The sequence below is a fragment of the Gordonia sp. DT101 genome (assembly GCF_049844895.1).
Taxonomy (GTDB): Bacteria; Actinomycetota; Actinomycetes; order Mycobacteriales; family Mycobacteriaceae; genus Gordonia.
In genome coordinates, this window is sequence record NZ_JBNCLX010000001.1 from 620,490 (window position 1) to 637,999 (window position 17,510).

Below are 17,510 nucleotides of genomic sequence, written 5' to 3' on the forward strand. Positions count from 1 at the left end.
CGATCGTGACGCCATCGTCATCGGCGAGCTGCGTGACAAGCTCCTTACCGGATAGTAAGGTCTGTACTTACTACCGAGTAAGATCGGGTCGCGAGTCCGTCCGGACGCGGCCCCAACCGCCCGAGAAACAGCTGGTGATCATGACCTCACAGACCGAGCCGCGGCATACCGAACCGCGCGACACCTCCGCCGTCGGAAAGAATCCACACCCGCGTTCGTTCATCGGTACCGCGATGCGCGTGCTGACCACGGTGACCGGATCCGAGTTCGCGGAGAAGTACAAGATCCGCGAGCCCATCAACCGGATCGCCTTCCAGGGCACCAAGACCGGCTTCCAAACCCTCGGTGCAGCGAACCGGGCGTTCAAGGCGGCCCAGGGCGGCGGTTCCGGTCAGGCCAAGCGCCTGACGACGGCCCCGAAGGATTACTTCAACCTGAACCCGGACGACGAGCAGCAGATGATCGCCGACACGGTGAAGGAATTCGCCGTCGAGATCCTGCGTCCGGCCGCCTACGACGCCGACAACGCCGCCGCCGCGCCCGAGGAGATCCTGAAGCGGTCGGCCGAGCTCGGCATCACGATGATCAACGTCCCGGAGGACTTCGAGGGCGCCGCATCAGAGCGCGGCGTGGTGACCAATGCGTTGGTCGCCGAGTCGATGGCCTACGGCGACATGGGTCTCGCACTTCCCCTGCTCGCGCCGAGCGGGGTCGCGACGACCCTGACCAACTTCGGCACCGACGAGCAGCAGCGCACCTACCTGCCCGACTTCGCCGGTGACAACGTGCCGCAGTCGGCGGTCGTGATCGCCGAGCCGCGTCCGCTCTTCGACGCCTTGGCGCTCGAGACCAAGGCCACCCGGGTGCCCAGCGGCTACCGACTCAACGGCGTGAAGTCGTTCGTCCCCGCGGCCGGATCGTCCGAGCTCTTCATCGTCGGCGCGCAGCTCGACGGTCGGCCTGCGCTGTTCATCGTCGAGTCGGACACGAAGGGCCTGATCGTCGAGGCCGACCCGGGCATGGGCGTGCGTGCGGCGGGCATGGGACGCCTGCTGCTGCAGGACGTCGCCGTGCCGGAATCCGCCCTCCTCGGTGGGACCGACGGCGAGGCCGCCGCCACCGCCTACCGCGACGTCGTGCGTCTGTCGCGGCTGGGCTGGTCGGCGCTGGCCGCCGGGACCGCAAAGGCCGTCCTCGACTACGTGATCCCCTACGTCAACGAGCGCGAGGCATTCGGCGAGCCGATCTCCAACCGCCAGGCCGTGGCGTTCATGGTCGCCAACATCGCGACCGAGGTCGACTCGATCCGGCTGGTCACGCTGCGTGGCGCGGCACGCGCCGAGCAGGGATTGTCGTTCGCCCGTGAGGCGGCGCTCGCCCGCAAGCTGACCATCGACAAGGGACTGCAGATCGGTCTCGACGGCGTGCAGTTGCTCGGTGGACACGGGTTCACCAAGGAGCATCCCGTCGAGCGCTGGTACCGCGACCTGCGTGGCGCAGGCATCGGCGAGGGCATCGTCGTCCTCTGACGGCGGGAACTAGGGACAACTGACATGAGCATCAATCTCGAACTCCCCAAGAAGCTGGGCGCGACGATCGACCAGGCCCACCAGGCGGCCGCAGAGATCTTCCGGCCCATCTCACGCAAGTACGACCTGCGCGAGCACGACTACCCCGTCGAACTCGACACCCTGGCGAGCCTCTACGACGGTCTCGCCGAGGCCGGGCAGGCCGGTGCGGGCGCGGACGGCGGACGCAGCCAGAAGAAGTCGGACCGGCCGAGGCCCGAGGGTGCGGTGGTCAACGGCGGCAACATGCAGTCGGTGATCAACACGATGGAGACCTCGTGGGGCGACGTCGGCCTGATGCTGACCATCCCCTATCAGGGACTGGGCAACGCGGCGATCGCCGCGGTCGCGACCGACGAGCAGCTGAAGAACTTCGGCAAGGTGTGGGCAGCGATGGCCATCACCGAGCCGAGCTTCGGTTCGGACTCGGCTGCGGTGTCCACCACCGCCACCCCCGACGGCGACGAGTACGTCCTCAACGGCGAGAAGATCTTCGTCACCGCGGGTTCACGTGCCACGCACATCGTGGTGTGGGCGTCGGTCGACAAGAGCCTGGGTCGGGCTGCCATCAAGAGCTTCGTGGTGCCCCGCGAACATCCGGGTGTCGAGGTCGTCCGCCTCGAACACAAGCTCGGCATCCGCGTCTCCGACACCGCGGTCATCCGCTTCGAGAACTGCCGCATCTCGAAGGACAATCTGCTGGGATCTCCGGAGGTGGACACCAAGAAGGGCTTCGGCGGTGTCATGCAGACCTTCGACAACACGCGGCCGATGGTCGCGGGTATGGCAGTGGGCGTCGCCCGCGCCGCGCTCGAAGAACTGCGTCGCATCCTGGAAGAGGCCGGCATCGAGATCGACTACGACCGTCCGGCCGCCGATCAGCATGCCGCCGCGGCCGAGTTCATCCGGATGGAAAGCGATTTCGAGGCGTCGTATCTACACACGATGCGCGCCGCGTGGATGGCCGACAACAAGGAGCCGAACTCCCTCGAGGCCTCGATGTCCAAGGCGAAGGCCGGGCGCACCGGGACCGACATCACCAACAAGGTGGTGGAATTGACCGGCACGCTGGGATATTCGGAACGACTGCTGGTGGAGAAGTGGGCCCGTGACTCGAAGATCCTGGACATCTTCGAAGGGACCCAGCAGATCCAGAACCTGATCATCGCTCGGCGCGTACTCAACAAGAGCAGCACCGAGCTGAAGTAGGAACCCATCCGCCGGTCGAGTAGGCGCGAACCATCCACCCGCCGGTCGAGTAGGCGCGAACCATCCACCCGCCGGTCGAGTAGGCGCGAACGGAGTGAGTGCCGTATCGAGACCAACTCTCACCACGAGGGCTGGTCTCGATACGCCTCCTCGCTACGCTCGTCGCCTACTCGACCGACTAAGCCCGGCGCTCGGCTACTCGACCGACAGGATCACGTCGACGGCGATTTGGTGCCGGGCACGAGGAGCAAAGGGGTCCTGTGCTTTCCGATCAGGCTCTGGGCAACCGACTGTCCCAGAACCGAATCGAGATGGGACAGCACACCTCCGCGCGGACTGCCGATCACCACCATCAACGCCGAGTATCGGTCGGCGACGACGGCGAGCAGGTCGGCGGCCGCGCCGTGCCCGCTGTGATAAGTCCAGGACGCAGCCAGTTCGTCGAGCAGGTCACGTGCTTGGGCGGCCTCGCCGGTGATGGTGACTCGTAGCTGCTGCTCCCAGTCCGGCGCGTCCGGATCCACCGGCATGTCATCGAGATCGACGATGTGCACCACATGGACGTGAGCGGTGAGCCGATGGGCGAGGTCGACCGCGAACCGTAGCGCAGTGGTACTGGCCGGATTCCGGTCCCACCCCACCACAAGACTCGCGCGCGCAGGTTCGCGCGGCTGTGGCCCGGGTAGGTTCCGTCGCAACGGTGTCGGGCCCGGCCGCTGACCGAAGTCGACGTCTCGTTCCATCACAAAGCCTTTCGCCCGTTCGGCGCGCCGCGCCGAGCTGTCAGATCGCCCATGCCAGCACCAGCCCCAATCCGCATGCCAACGAACTCACGAGCAGCGACCCGATCGCGTACACCGCCGCCGACATCGTCCGGCGCTGCTCTGCCAGTCGGACAGTCTCGAAACTCGCGGTGCTGAAAGTCGTGTAGCCACCGCAGAATCCGGTCCCCACTATCGTCTGCCACCCCGCCGGAGCGGTATGGAACATGACCAGACCGGCCAAGAAGCCCAGCAGCAGCGAGCCGCTGACGTTGATGGCGAACGTCGCCCAGGGGAAGGTCGTCGGCCGCCATTGTTTGATCGCACCGTCCAGGACGAAACGGGCAACCGCCCCCAGTGCGCCGGCAAGCATCACCGCGACGACGGTCACGACACCTCACCGCCCCGACGCAACAGTGCGCCCGCCGCCGCGATACCGAGCCATGCGCAGCAGAGCCCGACGATCACGGTCGTCACCCCGTACCCGAAGGCGACCAGTGGCGCGCCGCGGTACGTGATCAGCGACGCCTCGAGTGCGAAACTGCTGTAAGTGGTGAAGGAACCGCAGAACCCGGTACCTGCCAGGAGCCGCGTGCGGCGACGCCATCCGTCGTCGTCACCGGCGCGGACAAGACCTTCCAGTAGCGCACCGAGGAGGAACGCACCGAGCAGGTTGACCAGGAACGTGCCCCACGGCCACCCGGTCCCCTCCGCCGGCAACCACTGCTCGACCCCGTAGCGCAAACCGGTGCCTGCCATACCACCGGCAAAGACCCAGGCAAGCGCGTCCACGCGCAGGTGTAACGGGCGAACCGCGTCGGGATCGGTGGGGAGCTCGGTGTGCGGATCGTCCCGACCTGGACGATCCGCGGAATGGTCTGAACCCATGCAGCAGCCCTATCCGTCGACCGGAACAGGAACCATCAGCCGAGAACGGCGGTTCGGGCATAGACAGCTGTGGCCGTCAACCCGGGCGAGATCCATCACCCATCGACACCCTATACCCGCTGCCGAATGCCGTATCGCCGCCGGCATCGCCCTCAGTCGCCCAGTTGCTTCGCCAGATCCGCCAGCACGTCGGCATCCTCGATGGTCGAGGGCACCGTGTAATCCTCGTGGTCGGCGATCTGACGCATCGTCTTGCGCAGGATCTTGCCCGACCGGGTCTTCGGCAGGGCCGGCACGACCGTGACGTCGCGGAAGGTGGCGACGGCGCCGATCTCGTCACGCACCATGGCGACCAGTTCGTCCCGCAACGTGTCCGGTTCGATCTCGACTCCCGCCTTGAGGACCACGTAACCGCTCGGACGTTGCCCCTTGAGGTCGTCGTGGATGCCGATCACCGCGCACTCCGCCACCGCCGGGTGGGACGCGACGACCGCCTCGATACTGCCGGTGGACAGGCGATGTCCGGCGACATTGATAACGTCGTCGGAGCGCCCGAGCACAAAGACGTAGCCGTCGGCATCCACATAGCCGGAATCACCTGTCAGGTAATAACCCTCGAACGCGGACAGATACGACGCGCGGAATCGCTCCTCGTCGTGCCACAGACCGGCCAGCGTGCCAGGCGGAAGCGGCAGTTCGATGACGATGTTGCCCTCCTCCCCCGCCCCGAGCCGAGTGCCCTCGGCATCGACGACCCCGATGCGGTAGCCCGGCACCGGCACTGTCGGAGATCCGGCTTTCAGCGGCATCGGTTCCAGCCCACGGAGATTCGCCGCGATCGCCCAACCCGTCTCCGTCTGCCACCAATGGTCGACGACGGGAACCCCGAGCACCCGGGTGGCCCACCCGAAGGTGTCCGGATCCAGCCGCTCGCCTGCTGCGAACAGTGTTCGCAGAGAGGATGTGTCGTACTGCGCGAGTTCGGCCGCGTCGGGATCCGCCTTGCGGATGGCGCGGATAGCCGTCGGTGCGGTGAACAGCGCGCGGACACCATGATCGGCGATGACCCGCCAGAACGCCCCCGCGTCGGGTGTCCCCACCGGCTTGCCCTCGTACATCACGGTCGTCGCGCCGATCAACAACGGCCCGTAGACGATATAGGAGTGCCCGACCACCCAGCCGACGTCCGACGCCGTCCACCACACGTCGCCCGGCTCGATACCGTAGATGTTGCCCATGGACCAGGTGAGCGCGACGGCGTGACCGCCGTTGTCGCGGACCACTCCCTTCGGCTTCCCGGTGGTTCCCGACGTGTACAGGATGTAGAGCGGGTCTGTCGCGGCCACCGTCGCCGGACCCACCGGGCGCGCATCGGCCATCGTCGTGTCCCAGTCGAGCCAGCCCTCGTGATCGACTGCGCTGCCGGTGATCTCGGGCCGATCCTTGACGACGACCGTCGTCGGCGGAGACGAGGCCAGTTCGACGGCCCGAGCCACCATCGGCAGGTACGGCACCGTTCGGCCTGGTTCCAGGCCGCCGGACGCCGTGACGATCGCGACAGGTTCGGCATCGTCGATGCGGCTCGCCAGCTCGGGCGCCGCGAAGCCGCCGAACACCACTGAGTGCACCGCCCCGATCCGGGCACAGGCGAGCATCGCGATCGCGGCCTCTGGGATCATGGGCATGTAGATCACCACCCGATCACCCGCGACCACGCCGTTCGACGCGAGCACTCCGGCGAACCGGGACACCTCGTCGAGCAGTTCGGCGTAGCTGAACGTCCGGGTCTCACCGATCATGGCCGAATCCCAGATGAGCGCGATGCGGTCACCGTATCCGGCCTCGACGTGACGATCCAGCGCGTTGTAGGACGTATTCAACGTCGCGTCGGGAAACCAGCGATAGAACGGTGCAGCGGAATCGTCGAGCGCCTGGGTGGGCGGTGACACCCAATCGACGCCCTGCGACGCCGCCAGCCAGAAGCCCTCCCGGTCATCGCTCGCCTGTGCGAACGCTTCGCTGTATCGACCCATCGTCGCCCCTCTCACTCACACACCGTGCGTCACACCGGCGGTGCCGCACATCGCTACGAGCGTAGCCATGTGGCCGTTGCTGCGACGTTGATTCCGGCTTCGGCAGACGTGGCCGTCGTCGGCGGATGCGGCGACGGACAGTGGTCAGTCCAGGTACTTCTCGACGGTGTCGGCGGGCCGGACCGAGGCGTCGTCGGGGTCGGCGCCGGCATCGCGCTTGGCCTGCCGCTGACGCAGCAGATCCCAGCACTGGTCGAGCGAGACCTCGACCTCGCGGAGCCGACTGTTCTCTTCGTCGCGGGAGATCTCACCCCGCCCCATCCTGTCGCGCAGGTCGCGCTCCTCGGCGATCAGATCGGTGATGTGCCCATGGATCGACTTGTCGGTGGCCATGGCACCACGGTAGTCCGGCCCACCGCCGGAGGCGTGAGATCAGGTGAGGGGTCAGTGGTGGCCTTTACGCCGGATCGGGGACCCGGCGATGAGGCCACAGTCGGGGGACGAGGACGCAATGCTCATGGATCAGTACAGCCACTTGCGGAAATTGGCCTCCGCGAACCCCTCTTCGAGCTCTGCCTCGTCGAGCTCCGGCATCAGCGTCTTGGTGATCTTCGCCGTGCTGGGGAGTGCCTCCGGTCGCCACGTGTCGGGACGCCAGAGATCCGAGCGCAGGAACGCCTTGGAGCAGTGGAAGAAGACCTCGTCGATGTCGATCTCGACGGCCAGGATCGGCCGGCGCCCCTTGACCGCGAGCCGGTCGAAGTAGTCGCCGTCGTCGACGATCCGGGCCGAGCCGTTGATCCGCAGCGTGTCCCCACGGCCCGGGATCACCGCGATCGTCCCGATGTGCGGATTCTGCAGGATGTTGAGGTAGCCGTCGACCCGCCGGTTGCCGGGACGTTCCGGGATGGCGATCCGCGTCTCGTCGATGACATGCACCACCTTGCCGGGTGGATCGCCCTTCGGGGACACATCGAGTCCACCGACCGCATCCGACGTCGCGAGGAACACGATCGGGGTCGCCGCCAGCCAGTCGATGTGGACCTCATGCAGCGACTGCCGGACCTTGGTCACGACGGTTTCGTGCGGATGGCCGACTATCCCGCGCAGTTGCTCCTTGGTGGTGATCTCCACGGCACCCATGGTCGCACCACGCCGCGCACCCGAGGAAATCCTGTCCGCAAGAGTGCGGGCACCGGCGTCACATCGACGCTCGACGACGGCGTGCCGAGGCCACCATCACGACGCCGAGAATCGCCCAGACCAGCAGGATCGCGATGGTCAGGCCCCATCCGAACGGACGGTCGAGGATTGTCGAATTGTCCGGCCGCTCGCCCGCCGGACGTGGTGCGAGCACCGGTAAGGCGAGCAGGACCAGCAGGTTCGTATACGCGAGCGCGAGCAACACGGGAGTGCACCACGCGGGTGGGAGTGCGCGGCGCGTGATCGCGGCGACCAGCAGGCACAGCGGCGCGAAGACCAGGTCGTGGGCTAGGAGGCCGGCCGCCAGCCACAGCACGATCGAGAGTTGGTCGCCTGAGGAGAACGACCAGATCAACATCAGCCCGCGGACGACGAGCACGCACCCGGTCAGCACCAGACCGATCCGGAACATCTGCATCACCATCACGACACCTCGATCTTGGCGACCCATTTCGTCTGCATGACCCCGGGCAGGTTCGGGGCGATGAGCCGGACCGGGAAGCCGTGGTCGATGTCGAGATCGTCTCCGTGCAGGCGCAGGGCGAGCAGTGTGCGGGGATCGGCCGCATGGGAGGACGGCACCGTGCTGACCGCGTACGGTCCTCGTTCCAGCGAGATCACCCGCACCGGCGCGCCGACGGTTCCGCCGACCACCTGGACCAGGTCGCGTAGGCGCACCCCCGTCCACACCGCGTCCGCACTCCAGCCCTCGACGCAGGTGATCGGCAGTGACACCGTGTGTTGCGGCAGGGCGCGGAGAGCGGCCAGATCCCAGGAGACGTCACCGACCGGGCCGGATGCCGCGAGACGATAGGAGTCGGAGGTGGCGGCCATGGCCACCTGCGCCTGTTCGGCGGTGCGATTCACCGGCAGTCCCTGCGGACCGGCCCCGCTGCGGGGCGCGAACACCGCGACGCGCCGGAGTGCCGGCACGGTCTGCCCGGCGAAGGCAACGACCGCCACCGCGACGGCGCCGCCGGCCCCCAGCAGGACCGTGCGACGGTCGAGGCCGCCGAGCCTGCGTCGGTCGTTGTCGTCCTTCGCCTGTTTCGTCTCCGCCTCACCGAGTGCGACACGGATGATCGGCAGCTTCACCGCGATATGCACGAGCAGCGCACCGATCACGATGTAGGCCATCGCGTGGTGGGTCGTCGTGAAGAAGAAGCGCCACGGATACCACTGGGCGATGTTGAGCAGGCCCGTCAGGAGCTGGAAGATACTCGCCGACACCAGCACCGCGATCGACAGCCGCTCGACGAGACGCACCGGAGATCCGATCAGAGGTCGCTCGAAGAGCTTGCGATAGACCACGCCCAGTTTGATCAGCAGCAGCGGGATCGCCGCGATGCCGGACAAGACGTGAACGCCCTGCGTGGTGCGGTACAGCCACACCGGCGTCGACCGCCAGGCGAACCATTCCGGCGGATGCTGAATCCAGTGGCTCACCAGCCCGGTGACGAAACAAATGGCAAAGCAGGTGGCCAGTGCGAGTCCCACGCGAGTGGCGAGAGATCGCCGTTCGTCTTCCGCTTCGTCCGCCTCGACCGCCGGGATCATCGCGAGACCAGTTCCGCCACTTCGCGTTCGGCGATCCGACGGATCGATCGGACCTCGAGTGCACTCTGCTGCGCCGCGTCCTCGACCCCCAGGACACCCAGCCGCGCCCACGGGAACCAGGGGCCGGCCGACCCGCCCGACTCCAGCCGGACGGTCTGGTGGTCGACGTGTTCCACGTCGGGATCGAGCTCCACGTGGACCACTCCCGCGGGCCCGATCAACGCTGCGGCTCGTTGCAACACCCTGGTCGGGTCCCCGCCGATACCGATGTTGCCGTCCATCACCAGCACGTTCTGCCAGCGCCCCTCGCCGGGAAGCCTGTCGAAGATGTTGCGGCAGAGCGCGACCGCTCCCCGACGACGCGTCTCTGCGACCGCCGCACGGGAATGATCCACGCCCAGCGCGACCCGGTCCCGGGCCGTCAGCGCTGCGACGAAACGTCCCGGACCGCAGCCGAGATCGATGGTGGTACCCGGACACCGTGAGACCAGCTCCTCGTCGAACATCCGATCACCAGGATCCGTCGACTCACCACGCCACCGTGACACCGGCAGCCGATCCAGTGTGCCATCGGCATGCCTGAGGAAACACGCATCGGCACGCAGCATCAGATCGTGGGTCGGTGGCACGTCGGACGGACCTGGCAGGCCTATCGGGTCGTGGTCGGGCGCGGCCGTCATCAGGCGCTCACACCGTACGGGTCCAGTGTGCGCGCCGCGGTCGCGAATGCGCTCTGCGGCGGACAGAGTCGCGCCACCACCGCGACGTCGTCGGGCCGATCGACATCGACGAGGGTACGCAGTGGTCGCACCACCAGCCCGTCGCGACGGAGCGCGCCTTCGGTACCGACCCGGGTCTCTGGGGTGGACATCGGGACGCCGGGCAGCACATCCGCTCCGCGGGCGCCGACGAGGCCCAGCGCCCACCAGCCGCCGTCGACGGCGGGCCCGAGGACGGCAGTACCCGTACGCAACAGACGCAGGCCCGACTTGAGGTCGCGCCTGGTCACCTGCGGTGTATCCATGCCGATCTGCAGCACCCGGTCGACGCCGAGGGCGGCCGCATCGACATGGGCGTTGCGGAGGCGCTCACCGAAGGTGTCGCCGCGCTGCCCGATGACCGTGCAGCGATGCAGCAGGTCCGCGAGTTCGGCGTGCCGGGCACCGTGCGCCGGGTCGCCGACCATCGCGACGATGACCTCCGGGCCGGCCGTGCAGGCCGTTCGGATGGTGTCGATGAGTGCGGCTGCGGCGAGGTCCGCGGCCGCCCGCGGACCGAATTCCGGGATGAGTCGAGTCTTTGCCGCACCCGGAATCGGCGCCTTTGCCACGAGGAGCACGGCGTCGGTGTTCCGGGTGGCCGACGCTGTCATGACAAGGCCGCCAGGAAGTCCCGACCCGCCTGCATCGATCCGGCGATGGAGCCGGACACCTTGGAACGTCCTGCGGTTCGCGGCGTGTAGGTGACCGCACATTCGGACACCCGTAGCCCAGATCGTGCTGCCCGGACCAGCAGTTCGACCGGATATCCCGAGCGCCGATCCTCGATCCCGAGCGCCAGCAGGCGTTCTCGCTCGATCGCCCGCATCGGACCGATGTCGTTGACCGGCAGTCCGTATCGTCGACGAAGCCACCACGCGACGGCGGCGGAGCCGGCGCGCGCGTGGGCAGGCCACGCTTCGGGACGGGTGGGTCGACGACGCCCGACGGCCAGATCGGCCCCCGCGCCCAATCGGTCGACCAGGCCGGGCAGCTCCGCCGGTGACATCGACCCGTCCCCGTCGATGGTGCAGATGATCGGTCCCTGCGCGGCCAGCACTCCGGCATGGACCGCCGCTCCGTATCCGGGCCGCGGCTCGGCGATCACCCGCACACCGAGCTCGGCCACCACGTCCGCCGTGCCGTCGGCGGAACCGTTGTCCACCACGATCACCTCGTATCCATCCGGAATCCCTTCCAGCACAGAGACGATCGCCCCTCGCTCGTTTCGACAGGGAATGATGACGGATACGTCGGCATCGCTCATGAATCCCACGCTATGAGCGGTAGTGGCCCCTGAACAGGGTTCGGGCGGTGACGGAAGTATGACGTCGCGTCCGAGCCACTGTCATCGTGCCGTCCGTGCTCCTACGGTGGGTCATGTGAGGTCACCGACGGCACCCCCCGACATCCCGCTGCACGCCGGAGAACCCGTGCACCGCCGCGGCATCGTGCGCACCGACGTCGTCTGGGTCTCGGCGGCGATCGCACTGGTGGTAGCGGCGATCGTCGTACCGATCGTCATGGGTGACGCGCTGCGGGGCCGGATTTTTGCCGGCGCCGCACCCCTGTTCGGGCAATGGAACCCACACGTCGGACCGGGCTCGATCCCCGCCGTCGTGATCGCCGCCGCTGCGGTGATGCTGCTGCCCGGCTGGGCATCTCGACTCCGATGGAGGACCCTCGCGTTCACCGTGTGGGCCACGGCCGTGCTGTGGACGCTGAGCCTGGCGCTGATCGACGGCTGGCAGCGCGGCATCGCCGGGCGCCTCGTCCGCCCCGACGAGTACCTGTCGGAAGTTCCAGGGGTGCACAGCATCCCGGGCGTGTTCGCGACATTCTCGGACCGCATCCTCGCTCATCAGCCGGACTCCTGGACCACCCACGTGTCGGGGCATCCACCCGGAGCGCTCATCACCTTCGTATGGCTGGACCGGCTCGGTCTCGGCGGCGGCGGCTGGGCGGGGATCTGGTGTGTACTGACCGGATGCAGCGCCCTCGTCGCGGTGATGATCACACTCCGGAATCTCGATGCGGAGGACTGGGCACGCCGGTGTGCGCCGTTCCTGGCCCTCTTTCCCGGCCTCGTCTGGGTGGGGGTCTCCGCCGACGGATACTTCATGGCGGTGGCGGCATGGGGTGTCGCATTCGTCGCGATGGCGACGCACCGTCACGGTGTCGGCGCAGCCGTAACCGGCCTTCTCGGCGGAGCGTTCCTCGGGTTCTCGATCTTCCTGAACTACGGGCTGGTGCTCATCGGATTCGTCGTACTGGCCGTGCTCATCGCGGCCCGCACCGCACGGCCGCTGCTCCTTGCCGTGCCCGCCGCCCTGGCGGTCGTCGGCGTGTTCCGTGCCTTCGGGTTCTGGTGGTTCGACGGCTACCGAATGGTGGTCGACCGCTATTACCAGGGCATCGCCTCGATCCGGCCGTTCGCGTATTGGGGGTGGGCGAATATCGCCGCCACCCTGTTCGCCGTCGGCCCCGCGGTACCCGCCGGACTCGGCCGCGTCTTCGGATCGCGGATGTGGCGTCATCCCGTCGTACTGCTCTCCCTGGCCGGGCTGGTCGCCATCCTCGTGGCCGACTTCAGTGCGTTGAGCAAGGCCGAGACCGAACGGATCTGGCTGGGCTTCAGCTTGTGGACCATGGTGAGCACGGCGCTGCTCCCCGTCCGTCGGCAACGCGTGTGGCTTGGCGCCCAGGTGGCCGTCGCCCTCGCGGTCAATCATCTTGTGTTGACGTACTGGTGAGACGGGTGTGGGCTGACGTCATGCAGATTCTCGTCGCCGACGACGACCCCGTGGTGGCCGACGTCGTCCGTCGCTACCTCGAACGCGACGGTATGCACGTCATGGTGGTGGGTTCGGGCCGGCAGGCCCTCGACGAACTGGAACGGAATCGCATCGATCTGGCGATCCTGGACGTGATGATGCCCGACGGCGACGGGATCGACGTCTGCCGCCGCATCCGCTCCGGCGTTCATGCAGACCTGCCGGTCATCATGCTGACTGCCCTCGGGGAGGCCGAGGACCGGGTGCTCGGCCTCGAGTCGGGTGCCGACGACTACGTCGCCAAGCCCTTCAGCCCGCGCGAACTGAGCCTGCGCGTCCAGTCGGTGCTGCGCCGCGCGAGCGCGGCCACCGCGGAATCGACGGCCGGCAGGCTGTCCGATGGCGTCGTGACCGTCGACCTCGCGGCCCGCGAGGTATTGGTGGCCGGCCATCCGGTGTCCACCACCAAACGCGAGTTCGATCTGCTCACCTTTTTCCTCGGCCACGTCGACACCGTGTTCTCGCGCGACGAATTGCTGGAACGGGTGTGGGGCTGGCGGTTCGGGGACCTGTCCACCGTGACGGTGCACGTCAAACGGCTGCGCGCCAAGCTCGGCGACGCGTCGCGGATCGAGACGGTGTGGGGTCGTGGATACCGGTGGTCATGCCGGGCGGATGGCGACGCGTGAGACTCCGGACATGAGTGTCGACCGATGAATTCCGAGATCGTCCGAATCCTGTTGCTGGCGTTGGCCTGGACTGCGCCGGTGGTGTTGGCGGGCGGCCTGTTGCTGGTGGCCATGCGGCGTGCATCGCTGCTGATCAGCATGGTGCTGATGGTGCTCATCCCGATGGCGGCGACGTTCGTCGGCGTGTTCGGCGTCAGCGGCATGATGTTCACCGGTGACATCTGGCGGACCGCCGCCGTGCTGGCGGCAGTCGCGTTGGTGACGCTCCCGGCAGCCCTGTGGCTGGGGCGTTTTCAGGCCAGGCGCACCGTCTGGGAACGTCACATGCGCGAGCAGGAACGTGCCGCTGAGCACTCCCGCCGCGAACTGATCGCCTGGGTCAGCCACGATCTCCGCACCCCACTTGCCGACATCAAGGCGTTGGCCGAGGCATTGAGCGACCACGTGGTCACCGATCCCGGCGAGGTCGCGTCGTTCGCGACGCAGATCGATCGACACACCGTTCGGCTGGCCCGCATGGTCGACGACCTGTTCGAGATGGCGCGGATCAACGCCGGTGCGCTGACGCTGGACATGGAGGCGATCGACCTGCGCGAGGTGGTCGACGAGGTGACCAGCGCGACAAGTACTCTCGCCCAGCGCGCCGGCGTGGCCGTGCACGTGACCTGTCCCGATGTGGCAGTCACGGTCAACGGCAGCGCCTCGGCGCTGTCTCGGATCCTCACCAACCTGATCGTGAACGCGGTGGCGCACACGCCGTCGGGCGGTGCGATCGACGTCGCCCTCGGCAGTTCGCATGGTGCCGCGTGGATACGGGTCGACGACACGGGCGTGGGTATCCCGGAGAACGACCTGGAGCGTATCTTCGAGACCTCGTATCGGGGCAGTCCTTCGCGCACGCCCTCGGCCATCGACGGGGTGCCCGCGGGCGCCGGGCTCGGGTTGGCCATCGCTCAGGGTCTTGTCGACGCCCATTCGGGGTCGATCGTCGCGTCCAACCTGGACTCCGGGAGCCGGTTCGAGGTGACCTTGCCGCTCGTGCCGGCCGGCGCCTGAACCTCTGATCGACCGGACGAGCTCCGCAGGGGTTCGGAGGCAAAGCGTGCGATCCCCTGATCGGGTGGGATCGTGGCCCGAAAGCCGATGTGTTCCTGGGCCCGTCGCGGATCGGCGACGACATGACGCACGTCGCCGAGCCGGAATCCGCCGGTGATCTCCGGCGCCGGGCCGCCGGCCGCCTCGGACAGCAGACGCGCCACGGTCCCGATCGAGATCGGGGTTCCCGAGCAGACGTTGAGCGCCCGGAATCCGTCGGAGTCCGTTGCGTCGATCGCGCAGCGATTGGCCTGCGCGACGTCGTCGACGTGCACGAAGTCGCGCATCTGGCCGCCGTCCTCGAACACCAGCGGGGCGAGGCCTGCGGCCAGCCTCGACCGGAAGACCGATGCCACACCGGCATACGGGGTGTCCCGTGGCATCCACGGCCCGTACACATTGTGGTATCTCAGGGCCATGACCGATCCGCCGGTCTGCTCCGACCAGGCGCGCGCATAGTGTTCCTGCGCGCACTTGCTGGCCGCGTAGGAGGTACTCGGCGCGAACGGTGTGTCCTCGTCGGTCAGGGTCCAGCGCAACGGCCGCCCGTCCCGGAGATGCTCGAACGTTCCCGCACGCAGATCCTCGGGCCTGCGATCGCCCACCTGGTGGACCAGCGTGCCGTCGGCATCGAGGAAACGCCCCGACCCGTAGACAACCATCGACGACGCCAACACGAGTCGCGCACACCCGGCCTCGAACATCGCGGCCAGCAGTCGAGCCGTCCCCCAGTCGTTCTCCCGGGCGTAGCGGGGCGCATCCGATGCGTCCACCCCGGCTCCGACCATCGCCGCCTGATGGCACACCACGTCGACACCGTCGAGGAGCTCGATCATCGCCTCGCGGTCGGCGACATCGACCCGGTGCACGCCGTCCGGCAGCTTCGCATCCATCGGGTGCGCGGCCGGGATGAGCGCGTCCACGCCCACCACCTCGTGATCGGCCACTCGCAGGACATCGGCGATCCGCGATCCGATGAAGCCCGCGGCGCCGGTGACCAGCACCCGGGTCATCGCGCACCAGCCGTCGGGCGGACGTCGACCCCGGTGCCGACCCCGGTGCGGAACAGTGAGTCCACGTCGTGCTCGGCTGCGCCACAATCACACTCGGCGGCAGCATCGATCACCTCGACGGCGCTCCGGATCACCTCGACGAGACGAGGCAGACTCCGCGCGAACTCCGCGAACACCTCGGCGGCGGTGACCCCCGTGCCCGACTCGATGCCGGCATCGAGGTCGGTGACCAGGCACGCAGTGGAGTAACACAACTTCAGTTCGCGGGCGAGTACCGCCTCGGGCTGACCGGTCATGTTGATCAACGAGGCGCCTTCGGTCGCATACCAGCGACTCTCGGCCCGGGTGGAGAACCGTGGGCCCTCGATGACGACCATCGTCCCGCCGTCGATAACGTCGTCGGACGCCGACGCGAGCGATTGCCGGAGACCCGGACAGTACGGATCGGCGAACTGCACGTGCACCGGGCTGTCGGGCGGCTGGGCGCCGGCCCAGATCTCGGGCCGGTCGAAGAAGGTCTGAGCACGCTGTGTGGTGCGGTCGATCAGCTGATCCGGCACCACGATGGTACCGGGACCGTGGTCGGGACGGAGTCCACCCACCGCGCACGCACCGATCACGCGCCGGACTCCGAGCGCCCGCAACGCCCAGAGATTGGCCCGGTAGGGAATCCGGTGCGGCAGGTACTCGTGATGGGCACCGTGCCGCGGAAGGAACACCAGACGTCTCCCGTCGACCGTGGCGACCCGCAGCCGCGCCGATGGTGGGCCGAAGGGGGTGTCCACCTCCGTCTCGATCACGTTGTCGTCGTCGGAGAAGTACCGGTATAGGCCGGTGCCACCGATGATGCCGATGGCGGGTGCGGAATCATCCGTCTCGCTGTGCATGCCTTCGATGGTGCGCGCCTCCGGTGCGCGGCGGCACCCCCACAGCCGATCGGTCATCGTTTCGTCACGATGGTCGACGGCACCGCCGGACGGCGTCGACCGAGAAAGCGAAAACCCCCGCCCGGGCGTCCCGGGCGGGGGTTCTCGTGTTGGTAGCGGGGACAGGATTTGAACCTGCGACCTCTGGGTTATGAGCCCAGCGAGCTACCGAGCTGCTCCACCCCGCGTTGCTGAACACAACGTTACACACCCGCTCCGACCAGATGCAAATCGCCTCCGATACCCGCCCCTACCTGCGGCGATGGTGTGATCGCCGACACGTCGTCCCGCCCGGCGATCATCGCGGGTGTGGACGCCCATCAACGCGGACACCTGCGGTGCCGACGGGTTGAGGTTCACCGTGTCCAAGGCGCTTCTTCGCGGTGTTGCCCCGCGGCCGCTCGTATGCGGGATCTGCGCCGGCGGCCGAACCGGCGAGGCTCTCTCACGGACCCGATGCTCAGGACCAGCAGGCTCGACCCGAACTACACGAGTCCGTTCGCGATCATGCTCTTTCCCGCTGCGACGACCGCCTCGCCCGACGGTCGCGGTGAAAACCCGAGCAGCTGCCGCGCCTTGTCGATCACCACGATCTTCTGGAACCCCATCTCCGCCGCGGCGCCACGGGCTTCGGCCGAGAACAACGCCAGAATGCGCAGCGCCACATCAGGGATGCGTCACGTCGAGACCTTCGCTGCATCAAAACCGAGCGAATCACGTAGCACCGCAGCGACTTCCGAAAGAGCCAAGGCTGGATCACCTTTCGCACGCGCAGCGTTCCCTCACGGGCAGGCCCGATGACATCGTTCTCCTCCTTCACCGCGCCGACGTGGACGGGAGAGGCGACATGCAGCACCGCATCGACGCCGTCCACCGCCGCACCCGCCTCGTGTCGTTGGTGAGGTCGGCCTCGACGAAGGTGAGCGCGTCGCCGCGGTGCATGCCGACGCCCTCGAGGACCGCGTACGCCACGATGAGCCGCGACTCCACCACAGCCCGTTCATCCCGGCCACGAGCACCGATGAGAAACGGCACT

General features: G+C 67.7%; 20 protein-coding genes, 1 tRNA gene and 1 riboswitch. Of the genes, 5 read left to right on the forward strand and 16 right to left on the reverse strand.

All coding sequences use genetic code 11. The features are described from left to right. The first annotated feature begins 140 nt into the window (after positions 1 to 140). Both ACLQ3I_RS03095 and ACLQ3I_RS03100 read left to right on the forward strand, forming a co-directional pair. Complete coding sequence (locus tag ACLQ3I_RS03095; RefSeq protein ID WP_425800083.1) at positions 141 to 1,529, forward strand: acyl-CoA dehydrogenase family protein; 1,389 nt, start codon at positions 141 to 143, stop codon at positions 1,527 to 1,529. 24 nt (positions 1,530 to 1,553) lie between these two features. Continuing rightward, the gene (locus ACLQ3I_RS03100) at positions 1,554 to 2,777 is read left to right on the forward strand and encodes an acyl-CoA dehydrogenase family protein (protein ID WP_425800084.1); all 1,224 of its coding nucleotides are present in this window, start codon (positions 1,554 to 1,556) and stop codon (positions 2,775 to 2,777) included. Between the two features lie 212 nt (positions 2,778 to 2,989). On the opposite strand, the gene ACLQ3I_RS03105 is transcribed toward ACLQ3I_RS03100, so the two are convergent. From ACLQ3I_RS03105 to ACLQ3I_RS03155, 11 genes are all read right to left on the reverse strand, one after another. After that, on the reverse strand, positions 2,990 to 3,520 hold the full coding sequence (locus ACLQ3I_RS03105) for a universal stress protein (RefSeq protein WP_425800085.1): 531 nt from the start codon (positions 3,518 to 3,520) through the stop codon (positions 2,990 to 2,992). Between the two features lie 40 nt (positions 3,521 to 3,560). Continuing rightward, a complete protein-coding gene (crcB, locus tag ACLQ3I_RS03110) occupies positions 3,561 to 3,929 on the reverse strand; it encodes a fluoride efflux transporter CrcB (RefSeq protein WP_425800086.1) in 369 nt (122 codons plus the stop codon). Further along, entirely contained in the window at positions 3,926 to 4,426 is a 501-nt protein-coding gene (locus ACLQ3I_RS03115; protein ID WP_425800087.1) for a fluoride efflux transporter FluC, read from the reverse strand. Before ACLQ3I_RS03115 ends, crcB begins: the two co-directional genes overlap by 4 nt. A gap of 19 nt (positions 4,427 to 4,445) precedes the next feature. Then, a riboswitch (Fluoride riboswitch) is annotated at positions 4,446 to 4,535 on the reverse strand. A 43-nt stretch (positions 4,536 to 4,578) separates the two neighbouring features. Further along, on the reverse strand, positions 4,579 to 6,459 hold the full coding sequence (locus tag ACLQ3I_RS03120; RefSeq protein WP_425791135.1) for a propionyl-CoA synthetase: 1,881 nt from the start codon (positions 6,457 to 6,459) through the stop codon (positions 4,579 to 4,581). 144 nt (positions 6,460 to 6,603) lie between these two features. Further along, positions 6,604 to 6,852 carry a DUF2630 family protein gene (locus ACLQ3I_RS03125; RefSeq protein ID WP_425791133.1) on the reverse strand — a complete coding sequence of 83 codons (249 nt, stop codon included), beginning with the start codon at positions 6,850 to 6,852 and terminating at the stop codon, positions 6,604 to 6,606. Positions 6,853 to 6,981: 129 nt separating this feature from the next. Continuing rightward, positions 6,982 to 7,593: an MSMEG_1061 family FMN-dependent PPOX-type flavoprotein gene (locus ACLQ3I_RS03130; RefSeq protein WP_425792081.1), complete on the reverse strand. Its 612-nt coding sequence runs from the start codon at positions 7,591 to 7,593 to the stop codon at positions 6,982 to 6,984. A gap of 67 nt (positions 7,594 to 7,660) precedes the next feature. Further along, entirely contained in the window at positions 7,661 to 8,086 is a 426-nt protein-coding gene (locus tag ACLQ3I_RS03135) for a hypothetical protein (RefSeq protein WP_425791131.1), read from the reverse strand. Further along, positions 8,086 to 9,219, reverse strand: coding sequence for a molybdopterin-dependent oxidoreductase (locus tag ACLQ3I_RS03140; protein WP_425791129.1), 1,134 nt, complete (start codon positions 9,217 to 9,219; stop codon positions 8,086 to 8,088). The genes ACLQ3I_RS03135 and ACLQ3I_RS03140 overlap by 1 nt, the downstream gene beginning before the upstream one ends. Further along, positions 9,216 to 9,899: a class I SAM-dependent methyltransferase gene (locus ACLQ3I_RS03145; protein WP_425791127.1), complete on the reverse strand. Its 684-nt coding sequence runs from the start codon at positions 9,897 to 9,899 to the stop codon at positions 9,216 to 9,218. Before ACLQ3I_RS03145 ends, ACLQ3I_RS03140 begins: the two co-directional genes overlap by 4 nt. Then, positions 9,899 to 10,591: a TIGR04282 family arsenosugar biosynthesis glycosyltransferase gene (locus ACLQ3I_RS03150; protein WP_425800088.1), complete on the reverse strand. Its 693-nt coding sequence runs from the start codon at positions 10,589 to 10,591 to the stop codon at positions 9,899 to 9,901. The genes ACLQ3I_RS03145 and ACLQ3I_RS03150 overlap by 1 nt, the downstream gene beginning before the upstream one ends. Further along, entirely contained in the window at positions 10,588 to 11,244 is a 657-nt protein-coding gene (locus ACLQ3I_RS03155; RefSeq protein WP_425791123.1) for a glycosyltransferase family 2 protein, read from the reverse strand. Before ACLQ3I_RS03155 ends, ACLQ3I_RS03150 begins: the two co-directional genes overlap by 4 nt. 115 nt (positions 11,245 to 11,359) lie before the next feature. Between ACLQ3I_RS03155 and ACLQ3I_RS03160 the strand changes: the two genes are divergently transcribed. The 3 genes from ACLQ3I_RS03160 to ACLQ3I_RS03170 are packed head-to-tail and all read left to right on the forward strand — an operon-like array spanning position 11,360 to position 14,496. Beyond that, entirely contained in the window at positions 11,360 to 12,730 is a 1,371-nt protein-coding gene (locus ACLQ3I_RS03160) for a hypothetical protein (protein WP_425800089.1), read from the forward strand. A 20-nt stretch (positions 12,731 to 12,750) separates the two neighbouring features. Further along, entirely contained in the window at positions 12,751 to 13,440 is a 690-nt protein-coding gene (locus ACLQ3I_RS03165; RefSeq protein ID WP_425791119.1) for a response regulator transcription factor, read from the forward strand. Between the two features lie 24 nt (positions 13,441 to 13,464). Next, a complete protein-coding gene (locus tag ACLQ3I_RS03170; RefSeq protein ID WP_425800090.1) occupies positions 13,465 to 14,496 on the forward strand; it encodes a sensor histidine kinase in 1,032 nt (343 codons plus the stop codon). Here the strand turns inward: ACLQ3I_RS03170 and ACLQ3I_RS03175 are convergent. The 5 genes from ACLQ3I_RS03175 to ACLQ3I_RS03195 all read right to left on the reverse strand — a co-directional run bounded on the left by ACLQ3I_RS03175 (position 14,394) and on the right by ACLQ3I_RS03195 (position 17,467). After that, positions 14,394 to 15,548 (reverse strand): NAD-dependent epimerase/dehydratase family protein, encoded by a 1,155-nt coding sequence (locus ACLQ3I_RS03175; RefSeq protein WP_425800091.1) that lies wholly within the window; start codon positions 15,546 to 15,548, stop codon positions 14,394 to 14,396. The two genes, ACLQ3I_RS03170 and ACLQ3I_RS03175, sit on opposite strands and share 103 nt — an antisense overlap. Further along, positions 15,545 to 16,435 (reverse strand): S-methyl-5'-thioadenosine phosphorylase, encoded by an 891-nt coding sequence (locus ACLQ3I_RS03180; RefSeq protein ID WP_425791114.1) that lies wholly within the window; start codon positions 16,433 to 16,435, stop codon positions 15,545 to 15,547. The genes ACLQ3I_RS03175 and ACLQ3I_RS03180 overlap by 4 nt, the downstream gene beginning before the upstream one ends. A 150-nt stretch (positions 16,436 to 16,585) precedes the next feature. Continuing rightward, positions 16,586 to 16,662 (reverse strand) — tRNA-Met (locus tag ACLQ3I_RS03185). 297 nt (positions 16,663 to 16,959) lie between these two features. Beyond that, positions 16,960 to 17,139, reverse strand: coding sequence for a hypothetical protein (locus tag ACLQ3I_RS03190; protein WP_425791112.1), 180 nt, complete (start codon positions 17,137 to 17,139; stop codon positions 16,960 to 16,962). A gap of 151 nt (positions 17,140 to 17,290) precedes the next feature. Beyond that, complete coding sequence (locus ACLQ3I_RS03195; RefSeq protein ID WP_425800092.1) at positions 17,291 to 17,467, reverse strand: hypothetical protein; 177 nt, start codon at positions 17,465 to 17,467, stop codon at positions 17,291 to 17,293. Between the last annotated feature and the right edge of the window lie 43 nt (positions 17,468 to 17,510).